The sequence below is a fragment of the Streptomyces sp. RerS4 genome, assembly GCF_023515955.1.
Classification (GTDB): Bacteria; Actinomycetota; Actinomycetes; order Streptomycetales; family Streptomycetaceae; genus Streptomyces.
In genome coordinates this window covers 753,159-769,485 of the sequence record NZ_CP097322.1, presented here as the reverse complement: position 1 = coordinate 769,485, position 16,327 = coordinate 753,159, and the positions used below count along the sequence as shown (strand labels likewise).

At 72.9% G+C, this 16,327-nt stretch carries 13 protein-coding genes; 7 read left to right on the top strand and 6 right to left on the bottom strand.

The features are described from left to right. Window positions 1-12: 12 nt before the first annotated feature. The 4 genes from M4D82_RS03480 to M4D82_RS03465 form a co-directional block, all read right to left on the bottom strand. Entirely contained in the window at window positions 13-1,266 is a 1,254-nt protein-coding gene (locus tag M4D82_RS03480) for a beta-ketoacyl synthase N-terminal-like domain-containing protein (RefSeq protein WP_249764609.1), read from the bottom strand. Beyond that, window positions 1,263-2,534 (bottom strand): beta-ketoacyl-[acyl-carrier-protein] synthase family protein, encoded by a 1,272-nt coding sequence (locus tag M4D82_RS03475; protein WP_249764608.1) that lies wholly within the window; start codon window positions 2,532-2,534, stop codon window positions 1,263-1,265. The genes M4D82_RS03480 and M4D82_RS03475 overlap by 4 nt, the downstream gene beginning before the upstream one ends. Next, the gene (locus M4D82_RS03470; protein WP_249764607.1) at window positions 2,531-2,977 is read right to left on the bottom strand and encodes a cupin domain-containing protein; all 447 of its coding nucleotides are present in this window, start codon (window positions 2,975-2,977) and stop codon (window positions 2,531-2,533) included. Before M4D82_RS03470 ends, M4D82_RS03475 begins: the two co-directional genes overlap by 4 nt. Window positions 2,978-3,122: 145 nt before the next feature. After that, entirely contained in the window at window positions 3,123-4,220 is a 1,098-nt protein-coding gene (locus M4D82_RS03465; RefSeq protein ID WP_249764606.1) for a SchA/CurD-like domain-containing protein, read from the bottom strand. Window positions 4,221-4,505: 285 nt separating this feature from the next. Here M4D82_RS03465 and M4D82_RS03460 point away from each other — a divergent pair, with 285 nt between their 5' ends. Beyond that, window positions 4,506-6,137 (top strand): FAD-dependent oxidoreductase, encoded by a 1,632-nt coding sequence (locus M4D82_RS03460; RefSeq protein ID WP_249764605.1) that lies wholly within the window; start codon window positions 4,506-4,508, stop codon window positions 6,135-6,137. Window positions 6,138-6,205: 68 nt separating this feature from the next. On the opposite strand, the gene M4D82_RS03455 is transcribed toward M4D82_RS03460, so the two are convergent. Continuing rightward, complete coding sequence (locus M4D82_RS03455; protein WP_249764604.1) at window positions 6,206-6,697, bottom strand: acyl-CoA carboxylase epsilon subunit; 492 nt, start codon at window positions 6,695-6,697, stop codon at window positions 6,206-6,208. Window positions 6,698-7,033: 336 nt separating this feature from the next. On the opposite strand from M4D82_RS03455, the gene M4D82_RS03450 reads away from it, so the two are divergent. The 6 genes from M4D82_RS03450 (at window position 7,034) to M4D82_RS03425 (ending at window position 14,558) form a co-directional block, all read left to right on the top strand. Next, on the top strand, window positions 7,034-9,301 hold the full coding sequence (locus tag M4D82_RS03450; protein WP_249764603.1) for a HelD family protein: 2,268 nt from the start codon (window positions 7,034-7,036) through the stop codon (window positions 9,299-9,301). A 94-nt stretch (window positions 9,302-9,395) separates the two neighbouring features. Then, entirely contained in the window at window positions 9,396-10,589 is a 1,194-nt protein-coding gene (locus tag M4D82_RS03445) for a cytochrome P450 family protein (protein WP_249764602.1), read from the top strand. Between the two features lie 121 nt (window positions 10,590-10,710). After that, the gene (locus tag M4D82_RS03440) at window positions 10,711-11,985 is read left to right on the top strand and encodes a VWA domain-containing protein (RefSeq protein ID WP_249764601.1); all 1,275 of its coding nucleotides are present in this window, start codon (window positions 10,711-10,713) and stop codon (window positions 11,983-11,985) included. Then, the gene (locus M4D82_RS03435; RefSeq protein ID WP_249764600.1) at window positions 11,985-12,779 is read left to right on the top strand and encodes a hypothetical protein; all 795 of its coding nucleotides are present in this window, start codon (window positions 11,985-11,987) and stop codon (window positions 12,777-12,779) included. Before M4D82_RS03440 ends, M4D82_RS03435 begins: the two co-directional genes overlap by 1 nt. A 147-nt stretch (window positions 12,780-12,926) precedes the next feature. Next, a complete protein-coding gene (locus M4D82_RS03430) occupies window positions 12,927-13,844 on the top strand; it encodes a MurR/RpiR family transcriptional regulator (protein WP_249764599.1) in 918 nt (305 codons plus the stop codon). Between the two features lie 324 nt (window positions 13,845-14,168). Next, window positions 14,169-14,558 carry a hypothetical protein gene (locus M4D82_RS03425; RefSeq protein ID WP_249771413.1) on the top strand — a complete coding sequence of 130 codons (390 nt, stop codon included), beginning with the start codon at window positions 14,169-14,171 and terminating at the stop codon, window positions 14,556-14,558. A 37-nt stretch (window positions 14,559-14,595) separates the two neighbouring features. Here M4D82_RS03425 and M4D82_RS03420 read toward each other — a convergent pair whose 3' ends face one another. After that, complete coding sequence (locus tag M4D82_RS03420; RefSeq protein ID WP_249764598.1) at window positions 14,596-16,197, bottom strand: phospholipase D-like domain-containing protein; 1,602 nt, start codon at window positions 16,195-16,197, stop codon at window positions 14,596-14,598. Window positions 16,198-16,327 lie beyond the last annotated feature (130 nt).

The following is a 16,327-nucleotide window of genomic DNA, read 5'->3' as shown; positions in this document are numbered from 1 at the left end:
GGGTGCCGATCCCTAACCCGGGGATTCGGGCCCCTTGCGCAGGACGAGTGCCGCGTTCGACCCCATACGGCCCCGGCTCAGCACGAGCGCGGTCCGCAGCGGGGCGACGCGCGCGCCGCCCATGACCAGATCCAGGTCGTGGCAGACGTCGAAGACGTTCGGCGTGGGCGGCACGATGCCGTGCTCCAGGGCCAGCACGGCCGTGGCGACGTCGAGGGTGGCGGCCGCGCAGTACGCCCGACCGAACCCCGTCTTCGGCGCCGTCACCGCCACCTTGGCCCCGTACCCGCCGAGCGCGTCGTGGATCGCCCGCACCTCGGCGGCGTCCCCCTCGGGCGTGCCCAGGGCGTCGGCGAAGACCACGTCCACCTCCTCGGGGGCGCAGTCCGCCTCCCGCAGCGCGCCGCGGATGGCGTGCGCGAGCCCCTCGCCCGACTCCTCCCGGAGTCCGGTGCCGGTGAAGGTCGCGGCGTGTCCGGCCACCAGGGCCCGCACGGGAGCGCCGCGCCGCCGGGCCGCCGCGACGTCCTCGACGGTGAACATCGCGCCGCCCTCCGCGGGCACGAACCCGCAGGCCTTCGCGGTGAAGGGCCGGTAGGCGCGCTCCGGGTCGTCCCAGGTGCTCAGCCCCTCGTAACCCAGCTGGCAGACCACCGAATACGGGGCGAGGGGGGCCTCCGTCGCACCGACCAGCATGGCCCGGCTGCCCTGTCGGATCGCCCGCGCGGCGTGCGCGAAGGCGTCCAGCCCGCCCGCCTCGTCGCTCGCCACCACCCCGCACGGGCCCTTGAACCCGCGTCGGATGGACACCTGGCCGGTGCTGGCCGCGTAGAACCAGGCGATCGACTGGTACGGGCCGACGTAGCGGGGGCCCTGCCCCCACAGCCGCTGGAGCTCGCGCTGTCCGAACTCGCCGCCACCGGAGCCGGCGGCCGTGACCACGCCCACCGCGTACGGGTCGTCCTCGTAGTCCGCCCGACCGAGGCGGGCGTGTTCCAGCGCGAGATCGGCCGCCGCCAGCGCGTAGTGACTGAAGCGGTCCGTCTGCACCAGGAACCGGTCCTCGACCAGCGAGCCGGGGTCGAAGCCCCGCACCTCGCCCGCCACCCGGACCGGCAGGTGCTCGCAGCCCTGCCGGGTCACCCGGTCCAGGACGCTGTCGCCCGCCTGGACGGCCTTCCAGAAGGCCTCGGCGCCGATCCCGTTGGGCGCGACGATCCCGATGCCCGTGACGGCCGGCGACGCGCCGGCTGGACTGCTTTTCACGCACGTACCTCCTTGGGCTGGGTCATGACCACGGCGGACTGGAAGCCGCCGAAGCCGCTGCCGACGGACAGCACGCTGCGCAGGGTGTGGCTGCGGGCCGTGCGCGGCACGTAGTCCAGGTCGCACTCCGGGTCGGGGGTCTCGTAGTTCGCGGTCGGTGGCACCACGTGGTGGGTCATCGCCAGCACGCAGGCCGCGAGTTCGATCGCGCCGATCGCCCCGAGGGAGTGCCCGACCATCGACTTGATGGAGGTCATCGGCGTCCGGTACGCGTGGTCCTTCAGCACCCGCTTGACGGCCGCCGTCTCGTGGCGGTCGTTCTGCTTGGTGCCCGAACCGTGCGCGTTGACGTAGTCGATGTCCTCGGCGGCTATCCGGGCCTGCGCCAGCGCCGTCTCGATGGCGCGGGCCATCTCCAGGCCCTCGGCGGTCAGCCCGGTCATGTGGTGGGCGTTGCCGAAGGTGGCGTATCCGCCTATCTCGCAGTAGACGGTCGCCCCGCGGGCCCGTGCGTGCTCCCACTCCTCCAGGACGAGGACGGCGCCGCCCTCGCCGAGGACGAAACCGTCCCGGTCGGCGTCGAAGGGACGCGACGCGTGCGCCGGGTCGTCGTTGTTCGCCGAGGTCGCCTTGATCGCGTCGAAGCAGGCCACGGTGATGGGGGAGACGGGGGAGTCCGAGGCGCCCGCTATGCAGACGTCCATCCGACCCTCCTGGATGGCGTGCACGGCGTACCCGACGGCGTCGAGCCCCGACGTGCAGCCCGTCGAGACGGTCTGCACCGGCCCGCGCGCCCCCGTCTGCTCCGCCACCGCCGAGGCGAGGGTCGCGGGCGTGAACGCCCGGTGCAGGAAGGGGGAGGACAGCCGGTGGTCCACGTCCCACCAGTCGCCCTTCTGACTGACGGCCACGTAGTCGTGCTCCAGCCGGGTCGTGCCGCCGACGGCCGTGCCGAGGGACACCCCCGTACGCCAGGCGTCCTCGCGGTCGAGCTCCAGGCCGGCGTCCGCGACCGCCTCGCGGGCGGCGACCAACGCGAACTGGATGTACCGGTCCGCCCTCGCCGTGTCGTCCGCGCCGAGCCCGTGCGAGGCCGGGTCGAAGTCGACCTCGGCGGCTATCCGGGAGCGGAACCCGGCCGGGTCGAAGAGGGTGATGCCCCTGGTCGCCGTACGGCCGTTGGACAGCAGGTCCCAGAACGCGGGGGCGCCTATGCCGCCCGGGGCGACGACGCCGACACCCGTGACGGCCACCCGCCGCCGGGTCACGACACCGCTCCCGAGCGCTCCGGCGGGCGCTCCGCCCACCCGGAGGCCTCCGGGTTCGGGGCCTCCTCGGTGTCGACGTGCCCGAGCTCGGGGCGCGGGGCGAGCGGACCGAGGTGGAAGACCATCCGGGCCTCGGTGTCGCCGACGTTGCGGAACCGGTGGCGCATGTTCAGCGGGACCAGCAGGCCCTGATCGGTGCGCAGCGGGTGCGCCTCGCCGTCGAGGTCCACCTCCAGCGTGCCGCTGACCACGTACACGAACTCCTCGGAGTACGGGTGGTAGTGCTCGGCGATCGACTCCCCGGGGGCCATCACCGCCAGGCCCATGAACCCGCTCGTCGAACCCACCGACGTCGGGGTGAGCACGGCACGCAGATCACCTCCGCGCCGGCGGTTGGGCTGGGTCTCGCTGAGATCGACGATCCGCGGGTGATGTCTCGTCATGACAGGCTTCCTCCTGGCGTACCCGGAGCCTGGACGTCGGCTGCCGGTGGTGGTGAGGGATGGAGCGGGGCCGCGGCGCTCGCCGTGGCGATGGGGTGACGGGCTGACCGCGTGGCCGCGTCGCGGCGTGCGTGCCCCTCCCGGATCAGGACTCCGCCGGAGCCCGGCGGTCCGTGATCAGGTCCATGGCGTACGGGCCGGGCCGGCCCGTACCCGGCGTCCCGGCCAGCAGACGGTCCAGGACCGCCGCCTGACGGGAGCCCTCGATGCCGAATCCGGCGGCGAAACGCTCGTCGGCCGGCCCGAACACGTCGAGGAGGCGGACCACGACGTCGTCCCGCTGGAAGACGGTGCTGCTCAGCACCGGACTCGTCGCCAACTTCGCCGCCGCCTCGTCCTGCCGGGCCAGGAAGCGGGCGAGCATCGAGCCGCAACCGGGCTTCGCCGGGTAGAAGAACGCGTGCCGGCGCACCTCCCGCGGCTGCTTGCCGTGCTCCGCCAGATGGTGGACGGCCGGCAGCGCCGCCCGCATGAAGAACATCCGGGCCGACTCCGGGTCGGCAAGGTCCCGGTCCTGTTCCAGGTACGGGTTGATGGCCTCCTCCACGGCCCGGACCTCGGGCTGCTCCGACACGTGCCGCAGCGCCGCCATCAGGTCGCCCCGCACCTCCACCGCCCGCACCACGCGGTTGCCGTGCATGAACAGGGAGGTCCGGCACAGCCGGGTGTGGTCGTCGACGCGGGCCTGCGGGGAGGCGTACGACGACAGGATCTGCGCCACCTTCGCCTCGCTGCCCGGCTTGACGGTGAAGGTCAGCGCGTGACGGACGATGCCCGCCCCCAGCCGGGGGGCGTCCTGGAGCCGGACACCGACCGCCGTGGTGGGGGCCTCGTAGCGCCGGCCGGTCTCGCGCAGGACGGTGAACTTCAGCGGACGCATGGACCGCGCGCAGGCACCGAGCGGGCGGACCTGCTTCTGGTGCTCCTCGCTGTTGACCCAGGCGAGGTACTGCGGCGCGCTCGCCCACTCACTGGTGATCAGCCACTGCGAGGGGTTCTCGAAGGACTGGCACAGCTGGTCGCCGAGGTGTCCGGGAACCGAGGCGATGTCGTGGCGCAGCTGCTCGTAGGCCTCGAAGAACCGCTGTTGGGCCCCCTCGTGCAGGTCCATCAGCAGGACGACCCGGAGCATGGAGCCGTCGAAAGCCGACTGGGACACCCGTTCGGACAGGGTGGTTGTCATCTGCTCACTCCTTCGTGAGGGCGTGAAGGCCGGCGCGTCGCGCTCACGTGCGCCGATCGGCGGCGGCTCCCCGGGGGCGCGGGACCTCGGGCCTCGCGCTGATCGGGAACCACGGGCGGCAGGGCCGAAGGGGCCGCCGCTGTCGCTCATCGTCATCCGCCCGGGTACGTCTCGCTACATCTCCGGATCAAGCGGGTGACAAGAGACGACTCGCCAGGGCTTCGTCCCCGATCGTGGGCATAAGGCGTTCCACTGCCCCCCACACGAAACAGGAGCCCGCAGCTGATGGAAGAGAATGCCGATGTTCGCGTACCGGTCCTCGTCGTGGGCGGCTCCCTCGTGGGCCTGTCCACCTCGCTGTTCCTGAGCCGTCACGGCATCAGACACATGCTGGTCGAGAAGCACTCCGGTACCTCCGTCCACCCCCGAGGCCGCGGCATCAACGCCCGGACCATGGAACTGTTCCGGACGGCGGGTGCGGAGCCCGCCATCCGCAAGGAAGCGTCCGCCCTGGAGGCCAATCAGGGCATCCTGCAGACGCACGCGCTGATCGGCGGCGAGCACAAGTGGCTCATCAAGGCCGTCGACCCCGGCAACGCCCTGCGCCGCTTCAGCCCGACCGGCTGGTGCCTGTGCAGCCAGAACAACATCGAGCCGCTGTTGGCCGCACAGAGCCGCGCGCAGGGCGCCGACGTGCGCTTCTCCACCGAACTGATGAGCTTCGACCAGGACGCGGACGGAGTGAGCGCCCTGGTGAAGAACCGGGAGACCGGCGAGCACGTCACCGTCCGCGCGGACTTCCTGATCGCCGCCGACGGCCCGCGCAGCCCGGTACGCGAAGGACTCGGCATCCGCCAGACGGGCAGCGGCGAACTCTTCCACAACGTCAGCATCGTCTTCCGCTCCGAGGGGCTCGCCGAGGCCCTGGGCGACCTTCGGTTCATCGTCTGCTACCTGATGAAGCCGGGCGCCGACGGGGCCCTGCTGCCGGTCGACAACGAGACCCAGTGGGTCTTCCACGCCCCCTGGCACCCGGACACCGGCGAGACCCTTGAGGACTTCACCGATGAGCGTTGCGTGGCCCAGATCCGCAACGCCATCGGCCTCCCGGACCTGGACGTCCAGGTCGGCGGCAAGGCCCCCTGGCACGCGGCGGAACGGGTCGCCGAGAAGTACCAGGTCGGCCGGGTCTTCCTCGTGGGCGACGCGGCCCACGAGATGTCGCCCACCGGCGCCTTCGGCTCCAACACCGGCATCCAGGACGGACACAACCTGGCCTGGAAGGTCGCCGCGGTGCTCAACGGCTCCGCCGGGCCCGGCCTCCTCGCCACCTACGAGGCCGAGCGGCTCCCCGTCGCACGGGCCACCAGCGAACGCGCCTCGGCCCGTTCCGCCGAACACAGCCACCCCGGCTACGTGCCGCCGCCCACCATGGGCGGCGGACCCGGCAGCGGGGTCCTCACCACCGCCATGGGCTACTGCTACCCGACCGGCGCGGTCATCGGCGGCGACCCCGACCGGCCGATCATCCCCGAGGAGATGCGCCTGAAGGGCGACGTCGGCACCCGCGCCCCGCACCTGTGGCTGCTCCGGGCGGGGGAGCGGATCTCCACGCTGGACCTCTACGAGCGCTCGTTCACGCTGCTCAGCGGCGTGGGCACGCCCTGGTCGGCGGCGGCCGCCCGGGTCCGGCGGGAACTCGGCGCACACCTGGACGCCTGGACGGTGGGCCCCGAACCGGAGGCCGACCTCAGGCCGGTGGACGACGTCGACTGGGCGCAGGCGCACGAGCTGCCCGCCGAGGGCGCGGTGCTGGTCCGCCCGGACGGCTTCGTGGCGTGGCGCTCGGAGGGGCCCGCCGCGGACCCCTACGGGGTGCTCCACGACGTCATGTCGAAGCTGCTGCACGTGCGGTGACGTGACGGCGCCCCGCCGCCGGGACGTGACCCCGGCCGGCGGGGCGGGCGGGGCGCTGTCGGGGTGGTTCAGCGACAGGCCCAGCACCCCGCCCAGCAGCCGTGTCCGGCGGATCGCCGGCGGGGGCGCGGGCGGTGCGGGGCGACGCGGGCGTGCCGGGCGCCGGTCGCGCCGGTTCGGGCGGCCAGGCAGGCGAACACCACCGCGAGCGCGGCCAACTCCTCGGGCCCGGCCAGACCCCGGTGGACCCGGAACAGGCCGGCCGCCGGGGCGGACGCCTCGGGTTCCGGCTGCGCGCCGGCGGAGACGGCCGGCGCGGTCACCGGCTCGGTGGGGGCCGCCTTGGCGGCGGACCCGTTCCCGGGCGTGGCGACGTACTCGGCGCGCGGGGTCCCGGCAGCGGTCGCGGTCCCGGTGACCGTCGTGTGCACGAGCGCGGTCACCGGGTAGAGGACGGGGCGGCGGGAGCCGGAGCCGGCCTTGGACGCGGCGACGGACACGGTCACGGGAGTGTCGATCGGGACGGTGATGGGCGCGGCTATCGGGGCGTCACTTCGCATCGGCTCGGCCTCTCGTCGGCAGACCCCCCCTGGCGGGTGTCCGGCCCTGTCCGGGCCCTCGGACCGGTGGGTCCGATTCCCTGACGACGCTACGAGCCCGCCCGAAGCCTGTCGTGCCGGGGGGCTTCGTCCACACCCATCCGTGCGACACGCCCACGTCCACCCCGGGACCCCTGGACCTCGCCGGCGCCGGCCGGCAGCCCGACGGTGGGAAAACAAAAAAGCCCCGGACGAATTGACGTCCAAGGCTCGTGTGCGCGTATATTTGACAGTTCACGACTTCGTTTTGAACGGAGTCGTGAAGAAGTCTTACGGGTGCATCGTATCGCGCAGGGAGTGGCCTTGTCAAACGTCGAATTCCAGAGTGAACAACAATTCGTCACCGAGCTGTACGAGCGCCTCGAAGACCTGCGCGACCAGGCCGAACGGGCAGTTCAGGGCGCTCTGCGCGAAGGCGCCACCGGATTCCAGGCGCGCCTGGAAAGGGACGTGCTCGTCGCCGAGCAGTCGGGGCTGCTTTCCATGCTGAACGCCGCCGAAAACGGCCTCTGTTTCGGCCGACTCGATTTCTCCGACGGCCGCCGGCACCACATCGGCCGCATCGGAATCCGCCAGGACGACGCCGAGCGCACGCCCCTCGTGCTCGACTGGCGTGCCGAGCAGGCCCGCCCGTTCTACCTCGCGACGGGCCACGTCCCCATGGGTCTGCGCCGCCGGCGCCACATCACCCTGGAGGACCGCCGCGTCACCGCCCTGCACGACGAGATCCTCGACCTCACCGACACCGAGCGCAGCGGCTACGAGGGCGCCGACGCGGACGCGGTTCTGCTCGCCGCACTCGACGCCGCCCGCACGGGCCGCATGCACGACATCGTGCAGACGATCCAGGCCGAACAGGACCGGGTCATCCGCTCGCCCCACCAGGGCGTCCTCGTGGTGGAGGGCGGCCCCGGCACCGGGAAGACGGCGGTCGCCCTGCACCGCGCCGCCTACCTCCTCTACGCATACCGTGAGCTCCTCGCCAAACGCGGTGTGCTGATCGTCGGCCCCAACCCCTCCTTCCTCGACTACATCGGCGAGGTGCTGCCCTCCCTCGGCGAGACCGGCGTCCTCCTCGCCGCGCCCGGCGACCTCTTCCCCGGCCTCCACGCCACCGGCACCGACCGCCCCGGAGCCGCCGCAGTCAAGGGCCGCGCCGCGATGGCCGAGGTCCTCGCCCGGGTCGTCGCCGACCGGCAGACCCTCCCCGAGCACGTGCCCTCCGGCAGCGGCGAGGACAGCGAGATCGTCCCCGAACCGGCGCTGGAGATCGATCACGAGGGCTACGGCACCCTCCTGCTGGACCGGACGATGGCCCACGCGGCCCGCGACCGGGCCCGCGCCACCCACCTGCCGCACAACCCGGCCCGCCCCTACTTCGCCTTCGCCGTCATCGACGCGCTCACCGCGCAGCTCGTGGACCGGCTCGGCGCCGACCCCTTCGGCGGCCCCAACCTCCTCGGCCCCGACGACATCGCGCAGCTCGCCAAGGAGATCGCCACCAGCCCCGAGGTGCACGCCGCCATCGACACCCTCTGGCCCCACCTCACCCCGCGCCGGCTCATCACGGAGTTCCTGGCCGACCCCACCCACCTCTCCGAGGAGGACGCCGCGCTCATCCGGCGCACCTCCGGCGACTGGACCCCCGCCGACGTGCCCCTGCTCGACGAGGCCGCCGAACTCCTCGGCCTGGACGACAGCGCCGAGCGCGCCGCCGCCGAACGCGACCGGCTGGAGCGCGTCGCGTACGCGCAGGGCGTCCTCGACCTCTCCCAGGGCTCCGAGTCCTTCGAGTTCGAGGACCAGGAGAGCGAGTACCTCGCCGCGCACGACATCATCGACGCCGAACGCATGGCGGAGCGCCACGAGGAGGCCGACCACCGCACGACGGCCGAACGCGCCGCCGCCGACCGCACCTGGGCCTTCGGGCACGTCATCGTCGACGAGGCACAGGAACTCTCCGAGATGACCTGGCGCCTGCTCATGCGCCGCTGTCCCACCCGCTCCATGACCCTGGTCGGCGACCCCGCCCAGACCGGCGACGAAGCGGGCGTCGGCTCCTGGGAGCGGATCCTGGAGCCGTACGCGGGCGCCCGCTGGGACCGCGTCCGACTTGAGGTCAACTATCGAACCCCTGCGGAGATCATGGAACTCGCCGCCGGCGTGCTCCGCGCCCACCGCCCCGATTTCGAGCCCCCGCGCTCGGTGCGGTCGACCGGCGTGGCCCCCCTCGTGCGGGCCGTCGACGACCTCGCCGGCGCCGTCGCCGAAACCGTCCGCGAGGTCGCCCCGGCGCAGGGTCGGCTCGCGGTGATCGCCCCGCGCCCCCTGCACGCCGCGCTCGCCGCCGCGCTGCCCGGCGTCACGGCGGGGCAGGAGCCCGACCTGACGCGGCCGGTGGTCCTGCTGGACCCGCTCCAGGCCAAGGGGTTGGAGTTCGACACGGTGATCGTGGCCGAGCCCGCGCGGCTGCGGCCGAGCGACCTCTACGTGGCCCTGACGCGGGCCACCCAGCACCTCGCGGTCCTCCACACCGGTTCCCTCCCCGAGGGGTTGACGCCCTGACTCCCTGACGCAGGGGGCGAACTCCGGCCACGGCACGGCCGGCCGGCCGGTTTCGTCCGCGCCCCGTGCGCGGAGCGCGCCGTACTGTGAAGAGATGCCTGTAGTCGACATCAGTTCCCACGCCGAGGAATTCAACGCCGACCCGTACCCCTTCTACGCGAAGCTGCGCGCGGCCGGTCCCGTCCACCGGATCGGCTCCGACAGCCCCGACGACGCGCCGTACTGGCTCGTCGTCGGCCACGACGAGGCCCGCCAGGCCCTGACGCACCCCGCGTTGCTGAAGGACTGGCGGGCGTCGGGCATGCACCCGGGCATCGAGGCGACCGCCGTCAACGCCAACATGCTCGAATCCGACCCGCCCCACCACACCCGACTGCGCCGCCTCGTGGCCCGCGAGTTCACCGCCCGCCGCGTGGAGGCCCTGCGTCCGCGCGTCCGCCGGATCACCGACGAACTGCTCGACGCGATGGCGGCCCGCCCCGAACGCGCCGCCGACCTGATCGAGTCCTTCGCCTTCCCCCTGCCCATGACGGTGATCTGCGAGCTGCTCGGCGTCCCCGACCTCGACCGCGAACACTTCCGCCGCTGGTCCAACGAGGTCGTGGCACCGCAGTCCGAGGCCGCCCTCGGCGAGGCACACGTCCACCTGAGCGGGTACCTCGCCGAACTCATCGAGGCCAAGGCCCACGCCCCCGGCGAGGACCTGCTCAGCGCCCTCATCCGCACCCGCGACGAGGACGGCGACTCCCTCTCGCCCGACGAGCTGATCGGCATGGCCTTCCTCCTGCTGATCGCCGGCCACGAGACCACCGTCAACCTCATCGGCAACGGAGTGCGGGCCCTGCTCGCGCACCCCGACCAACTGGCCGCGCTGCGCGCCGACTACGACGGGCTTATCGACGGGGCGGTGGAGGAGATGCTCCGCTACGACGGCCCCGTGCAGAACACCACCTACCGCTACAGCGCCGAGGACGTGGAGCTCGGCGGCGTCGTCATCCCGGCCGGTGTCGTCGTCCTCGTCTCGCTGGCGAGCGCCGACCGGGACCCCGCCCGCTTCGCCGAGCCCGACGTGTTCGACATCCGGCGCGCCCCGCAGGGCCACCTCGCCTTCGGCCACGGCCTGCACTTCTGCATCGGCGCCCCGCTGGCCCGGATGGAGGGCAGGATCGCGATCCGCGCCCTGCTGGAACGTTTCCCCGACCTCGCGGCCGACCCGGCCGGCGGCCCCCTCGCCTGGCTGTCGGGCAGCCTCATGCGCGGCGTCAGCCGCTACCCGGTGCGCTGGTAACGGCGGGCGACGCGGCGCGCGGCACACGCGCGCCGCACCCGCCCGCAGGGGTCGTGAGGGGCGAACGCGAGCCGCGACGACCCGTTTTGGATTGCCGGAGGATCCTCCATACCATCCAGCGATGATCACAAGAAAACGATGGGCGGCCGGAGCCTGCGGCCTGCTCGTCGCCTTGACGGTGGGGCTCCTCCCCACGGGCGCCGCAGCGGCCGACGGACCGGCGAAGGAAGCACCCAAGGTCGAACTCGTCCTCGACGTCAGCGGCTCGATGCGCGCCAACGACATCGACGGCCAGTCCCGGATGGCCGCCGCCAAACAGGCCTTCAACGAGGTCCTGGACGCGGTCCCCGACGAAGTGCGCCTCGGCATACGGACCCTGGGCGCCACCTACCCGGGCGAGGACCGCAACCTCGGCTGCAAGGACACCCAACAGCTGTACCCCGTAGGGGCCGTGAACCGCACCGAGGCGAAGACGGCCGTCGCCACCCTCGCCCCCACCGGCTGGACCCCGATCGGCCCCGCCCTCCTCGGCGCGGCCCAGGACCTGGAGGGCGGCAACGCCACCCGCCGGATCGTCCTCATCACCGACGGCGAGGACACCTGCGCCCCGCTCGACCCGTGCGAAGTCGCCCGCGAGATCGCGGCCAAGGGCATCCACCTCGTCATCGACACCCTCGGCCTGGTCCCGGACGCCAAGACGCGCGCCCAGCTGACCTGCATCGCGGAGGCCACCGGAGGCACCTACACCTCCGTGCAGCACACCGCCGAACTCTCCGGCAGGGTCAGACAACTCGTCGACCGGGCGGCCGACCCCGTCGTCACCCCCGTCGCCACCGAGGGCGCCAAGAGCTGCGAGAACGCCCCGAAGCTGAACGCGGGCCTCTACAGCGACCGCGAGACCTTCGGCGAGCACCGCTGGTACCGCGTCGACGTCCGCCCAGGGCAGGAACTGCGCGCCTCGGTCAGCCTCGGCGTCGACCGGGCGGTCAACCACGACTACGGCGTCCTGCTGCGCGCCACGACCACCCACGGCCGGGAGATCGTCCGCGGCTCCGAGGCCGGCGACGGCCGCACCGACGTCCTGTCCACGGGCCTGCGCTACCCGAAGGCCGAACTCGACGGGGTGGCCGGCGACGCCGCCGAGGCGCCCGAGACGGTCTGCCTCCAGGTCAGCAACTCCTTCTCCGCCGGCCCGGCCGTCAAGACCACGCCCGGCATGCCCGTCGAGCTGACCATCGACCTGGTCGACGGTCCCGACGCCGGCTCCGACCTGGCCTCGTTCGGGCTCGGCCGCGGCTGGTGGCTGCTCGCCGCCCTCGCCCTCGTGGGCCTGCTCGCGGGCCTCGTCTGGGGCTGGATCTCGCGCTGGCGCGTCTCCGTCTGGAGGACCAACTGATGCGTACCGTACGCACCCTGACCGCCGCGCTGCTCGCGGCGAGCGCCCTGCTGGGACCCGCCGCCACCGCGACGGCGGCGCCGAGTCCTACGCCGAGCGCCGGCGGGGAGGGCTCCGGCCCGACGGAGGCCGGCACCGGCTTCCGCAGCGCGACCCCCTTCCGGCCCGGCCAGAAGGCCACCGCCTCCGCCTCCACCGGTGACTACCTGTACTGGGTGTTCCCCGCCGACACCGGCGACCGGGTCACCGTACGGGCCTCGGTCACCCTGCCCGAGTCCGCCGCCCGACACGCCACGCAGACCTGGCGGGTCGACGTGTACGACGGCCTGCGCCGCCGGCAGGCCTGCACCTACGGGAACCAGAGCGTGGCGGTGTCCAAGGAGGCCCCGGGCGCGGACCTCAGCTGCACCCTGCGCGCGGTCCGCTCCGGCGCCGAGGCCTGGGCCAACGACCCCCTGCCCGGCAGCTACTACGTACGCCTGACCGTCAGCGGGGCGCACGAGGAGGACCTCGGCCAGCCGGTCCGCGCGCGCGTGGAGGCCGAGGTGAAGGAGACGGGCGGCGCCCTGGCGGTGGACGCCGCCCTGGCCGAGCCGCTGGTCCCCGGGATCGCGACCGCCTCCGAGGACCAGCGGGCCCTGCGCGCGCCCGAGGACGGCTGGTCCGGCGGCCGGTGGTCCGACCGCTGGCTCTGGACCGCCGCCGGCGGGGTGCTGGCGGCCCTCGCGGGCATCTGGGGCCATTCCCTCACCCGCGGCCGGGGCCGCCCGGCCCGGTCCGGGTCGCAGGCCTGAGCCACGGGGGCCGCCACGTCGCCGCGTTCGCCGCGGCGGCCCCACGGGGTGCCCGACCGTACCGGTCGCCCGGCCGGGACGAACGATCACCGACCACGGAGCGTGGGCTATGTTGGAGTACGAGTGACATGAGAAGGAGGCCCTCCGGTGTCATCGGGGCAGCAGGCACGCGCGCAGGCGGCCGCGATCACGCCCAGCGGCGCCGCGCCGGAGCAGGTCAGGCCGCCCGCCGAGCGGCTCCTCGCGCTGTTCGACGGCCACCGCCTCTCCCCGGGCCAGCGGCGGATCGCCCAGTACCTGATCGACCACCTCACCGAGGCGGCGTTCCTCTCGATCACCGAACTCGCCGAGCGCGCGGGCGTGAGCCAGCCGTCGGTGACCCGGTTCGCGGCCTCCCTCGGGTTCAGCGGCTACCCGGCACTGCGTGACGTCCTCCAGCCGATCGCGCTGAGCGCCGTCGCCGGCACCCCGGACAGCAGGGAACAGATCCGCCACAACGAGCTCCAGGCCGCCGTGGACGCCGAGATCGAGAACCTGGAGAACATCCGCCGGCTCCTGGCGGACACCAACCAGGTGCTGGACATCGGCCGCAACCTCGCCCGCTCGGTCCCCCTGACCGTGCTCGGCCTGCGCATCTCGGTCTCCCTGGCCGAGTACTTCGCGTACGCGGCCCGGCGCATCCACCCCGACGTCCGGCTCGTGACCCGGGGCGGCAGCGTCGCCTACGACGCCCTGTTGCAGTCCCGGGCGGCCGGCGGGACCTGGGTGCTGGCCTTCGCCATGCCCCGGCACGCCAACGAGACCCTCGCCGCGTTGCGGGCCGCCCGCAGCACCGGTCTGCGCGTCGTGCTGATCACCGACCCCACCGTCGGCCCCCTGGTGGACGAGGCCGACGTGGCCCTCACCGCCGGTACCGGTTCGCGGCTGGTCTTCGACTCCTACGCGGCCCCCGGAATGCTCTCCGCCGCCCTGCTCCAGGCGATGGCGGACGCCGATCCGGAACGCACGCAGGCCCGGCTCGAACAGTACGAGCAGGCCGCCGACCAGCACGGATTCTTCCTCTGAGCCGTACTTCGCGGCCCTCTTGAGGGGCGGATATTCACGAAGCCGAAGCGTATGAAATTTTTCATACGCTTGCGTACTCAACGGTATATATGTTTACTGGCGGCGGCGCTCGGATCCGACGGATGCCAAGGAGGACGCTCCCCACGTCCTCCTCGAACAGACACACCGGTACGCCGCTCCTCCTCACGGCGCGACCGGGTGCCAGGTCAGGGCTTTCGGATCCCCGTAGCAGCGCCCTTGGCGGCCTCGGTCAACCCCTGGGCCGAGGCCGCCCCCCTACGCAGTGTCTCGATCAGAGTTCGACACCCCTCGGAAGTGACGAGAATGCCTCAGCCGGCCACCCTCACGCGCAGCCCGGACTGGCCCCTCCAGGTCAAGGCCCCCGGCACGCACGACTGGGAACGCACCGCGAGCCGTTGGCTGCGGGACCTGCTTCCGGCCCGCTACGGCGGCTACCTGACGCTCACCCGTCACCCCGAGCTCCTCGTGCGCCACGTGCAGCTCCAGCTCCAGCACGAGATGCGGGCCGTGCGCGTGGCCCTGCACACCAGCCGCGCCGACCTGCCGACGATGGGCGTCGCCGAGTCCGTCATCGAGAACGCGATCCGGATGTACGCCGTCGAGCTCGAACAGCTCGGCCGCCTCTCGCGGGGTGTCCGCCTGGTCTCCGAGGCGCTCCTCGCGACCACGGCGCCGGGCCGGCGCAGGCGCTGACCCTGCGGGGCGCGGGCGCCCGCCCGGCTCCGTGGGATCAGGCCTGGCAGAGGCCGCGCGTCCAGTCGTACGTCGCGGTCGCCTGGGAGTACTTCCACTGCGGCGCGAGCAGGCCGCTCTTCAGCTGCGCGGCCGCCTCCGGGCTCTCGATCACGTAGCCGAAGTCCTGGAGCCAGGACGGGTAGAGGTTCTTCGAGCCGATGTAGAAGGTCGAGTCGTCCACGGCGACGAGCTTGTGGTGCTGGGCGTACGGCTTGCCGTCGGCCCACGTCGCCTTGTCCGAGGCGCGGAAGGTGGCCAGCTGGAGGTTCTGGCACATCGCGGCCTTCGAACGGCCCTCGTCACCGGTCAGGGCCGTGAGCCGGCCGCGCAGCGCGTCGCTCACCTCGGACAGCGACTTGATCTGGGAGTAGCCGTCGCTGCCGATGGCCCCGCGGTTCGCCGGGTCGCTGACGACGATGCGGACCTTCACGCCGGCCACCAGCTTCGCGGCGAGCGCGTCGTAGAGCCGGACGTCGTAGCGGGGGAGCGGCGGGCAGGTCGCGTTCACGTCCTGCTGGGAGATCTCGATGTGCGACGTGGCACTGGAGACCAGCGCGCGCAGGGCGCTCTCCTCCGGGTTGACGGTGTCGTAGTCCCGGTCGGCGTTGGTGTAGTCGTGTACGCCGATCCCGCACTTGGTGTCGGACGCCGTCGGCAGGGTGGGGCGGAACGCCGAGGTCGGGTCGTTCTGCCGGATGCCGACGCCGAGGCCGCCGACCGCCAGCGCCGGGACGTTCCCGCCGCCCGCCGGGGCCGCCGGGGCCGCCGGGCGGGGCAGTGTGGGCAGGCAGCCGGCTCCGTTCGTGGCGGCGAACCAGACGCTCGACCAGCTGCTCTTGTTGCGGCAGGTCCAGTCCCACAGCGTGTCGAGGTAGCGGCCGGCGGAACCCGCCGCCGGGCCGGACAGTGCGAGGTCGACGTCGTTCACCGGGTGGGCGGTGTCGAGGTAGTCGTCCTTCCAGCTGTTGATGCCGCCGGTGATGACCGAATCGCCGTCCACGACCACGAGCTTGGAGTGGTTCCAGGAGAAGCCGGTCTTCGAGGTCGTCATCGACGCCACGTTGAGGGTGACGTCGGCGGCGGCCGGGCCCAGCTTGGCGACCAGTTCGTCCCGGTAGGACGACGGGATCACGTTGGCGTGGTAGATGGGCGCGGCGCCGACGAGGATGCGGACCTGGAGCTTGTTGCCCTTCTGGACGGCCTCCTTCAGGCCGGCCACGATCGCGTCCTGGAAACCGCCGTTGGGGAACGGGGCCAGCGTGGATATGTCCACGCTCTGTCGGGCCCGCGCGATGTCCTCACGGGTCTTGTCGAGCAGCCGGCGCGAACCGGGACGGTCGGCGCAGGTCGGGTCGCCCCAGCAACCCGGCGTCTGGAGCAGCCAGTCGGCGCCTCCGGGGGTGGAGGCGCCGAGCCGGTTGCCCGACGTGCGCTCCCAGACGGACCCCTCCAGACCGGGCGAGACCTGACGCAGGGTCCGCTCGATGGAGTCGAGGTGCGGGGTGGGGGCGCCGTCGGCGGCGAAGGCCGGGGAGGTGGGCAGTGCGGCGAGGGAGAGCGCGAAGGCGAGGGCCGCCGAGCGCACGGTGCGTGCCAATGTGGTTCCTTGCATGGGGGTGGCTCGGGTCGGGCGGCCCGGGATCCGGGGCCGCCCGACCTTGATCAACTCGCGCAAGTTACCAGCCCGTAGCGCTGTGTTCACCTGGAGCGATCGGTTCCGGCCGGCC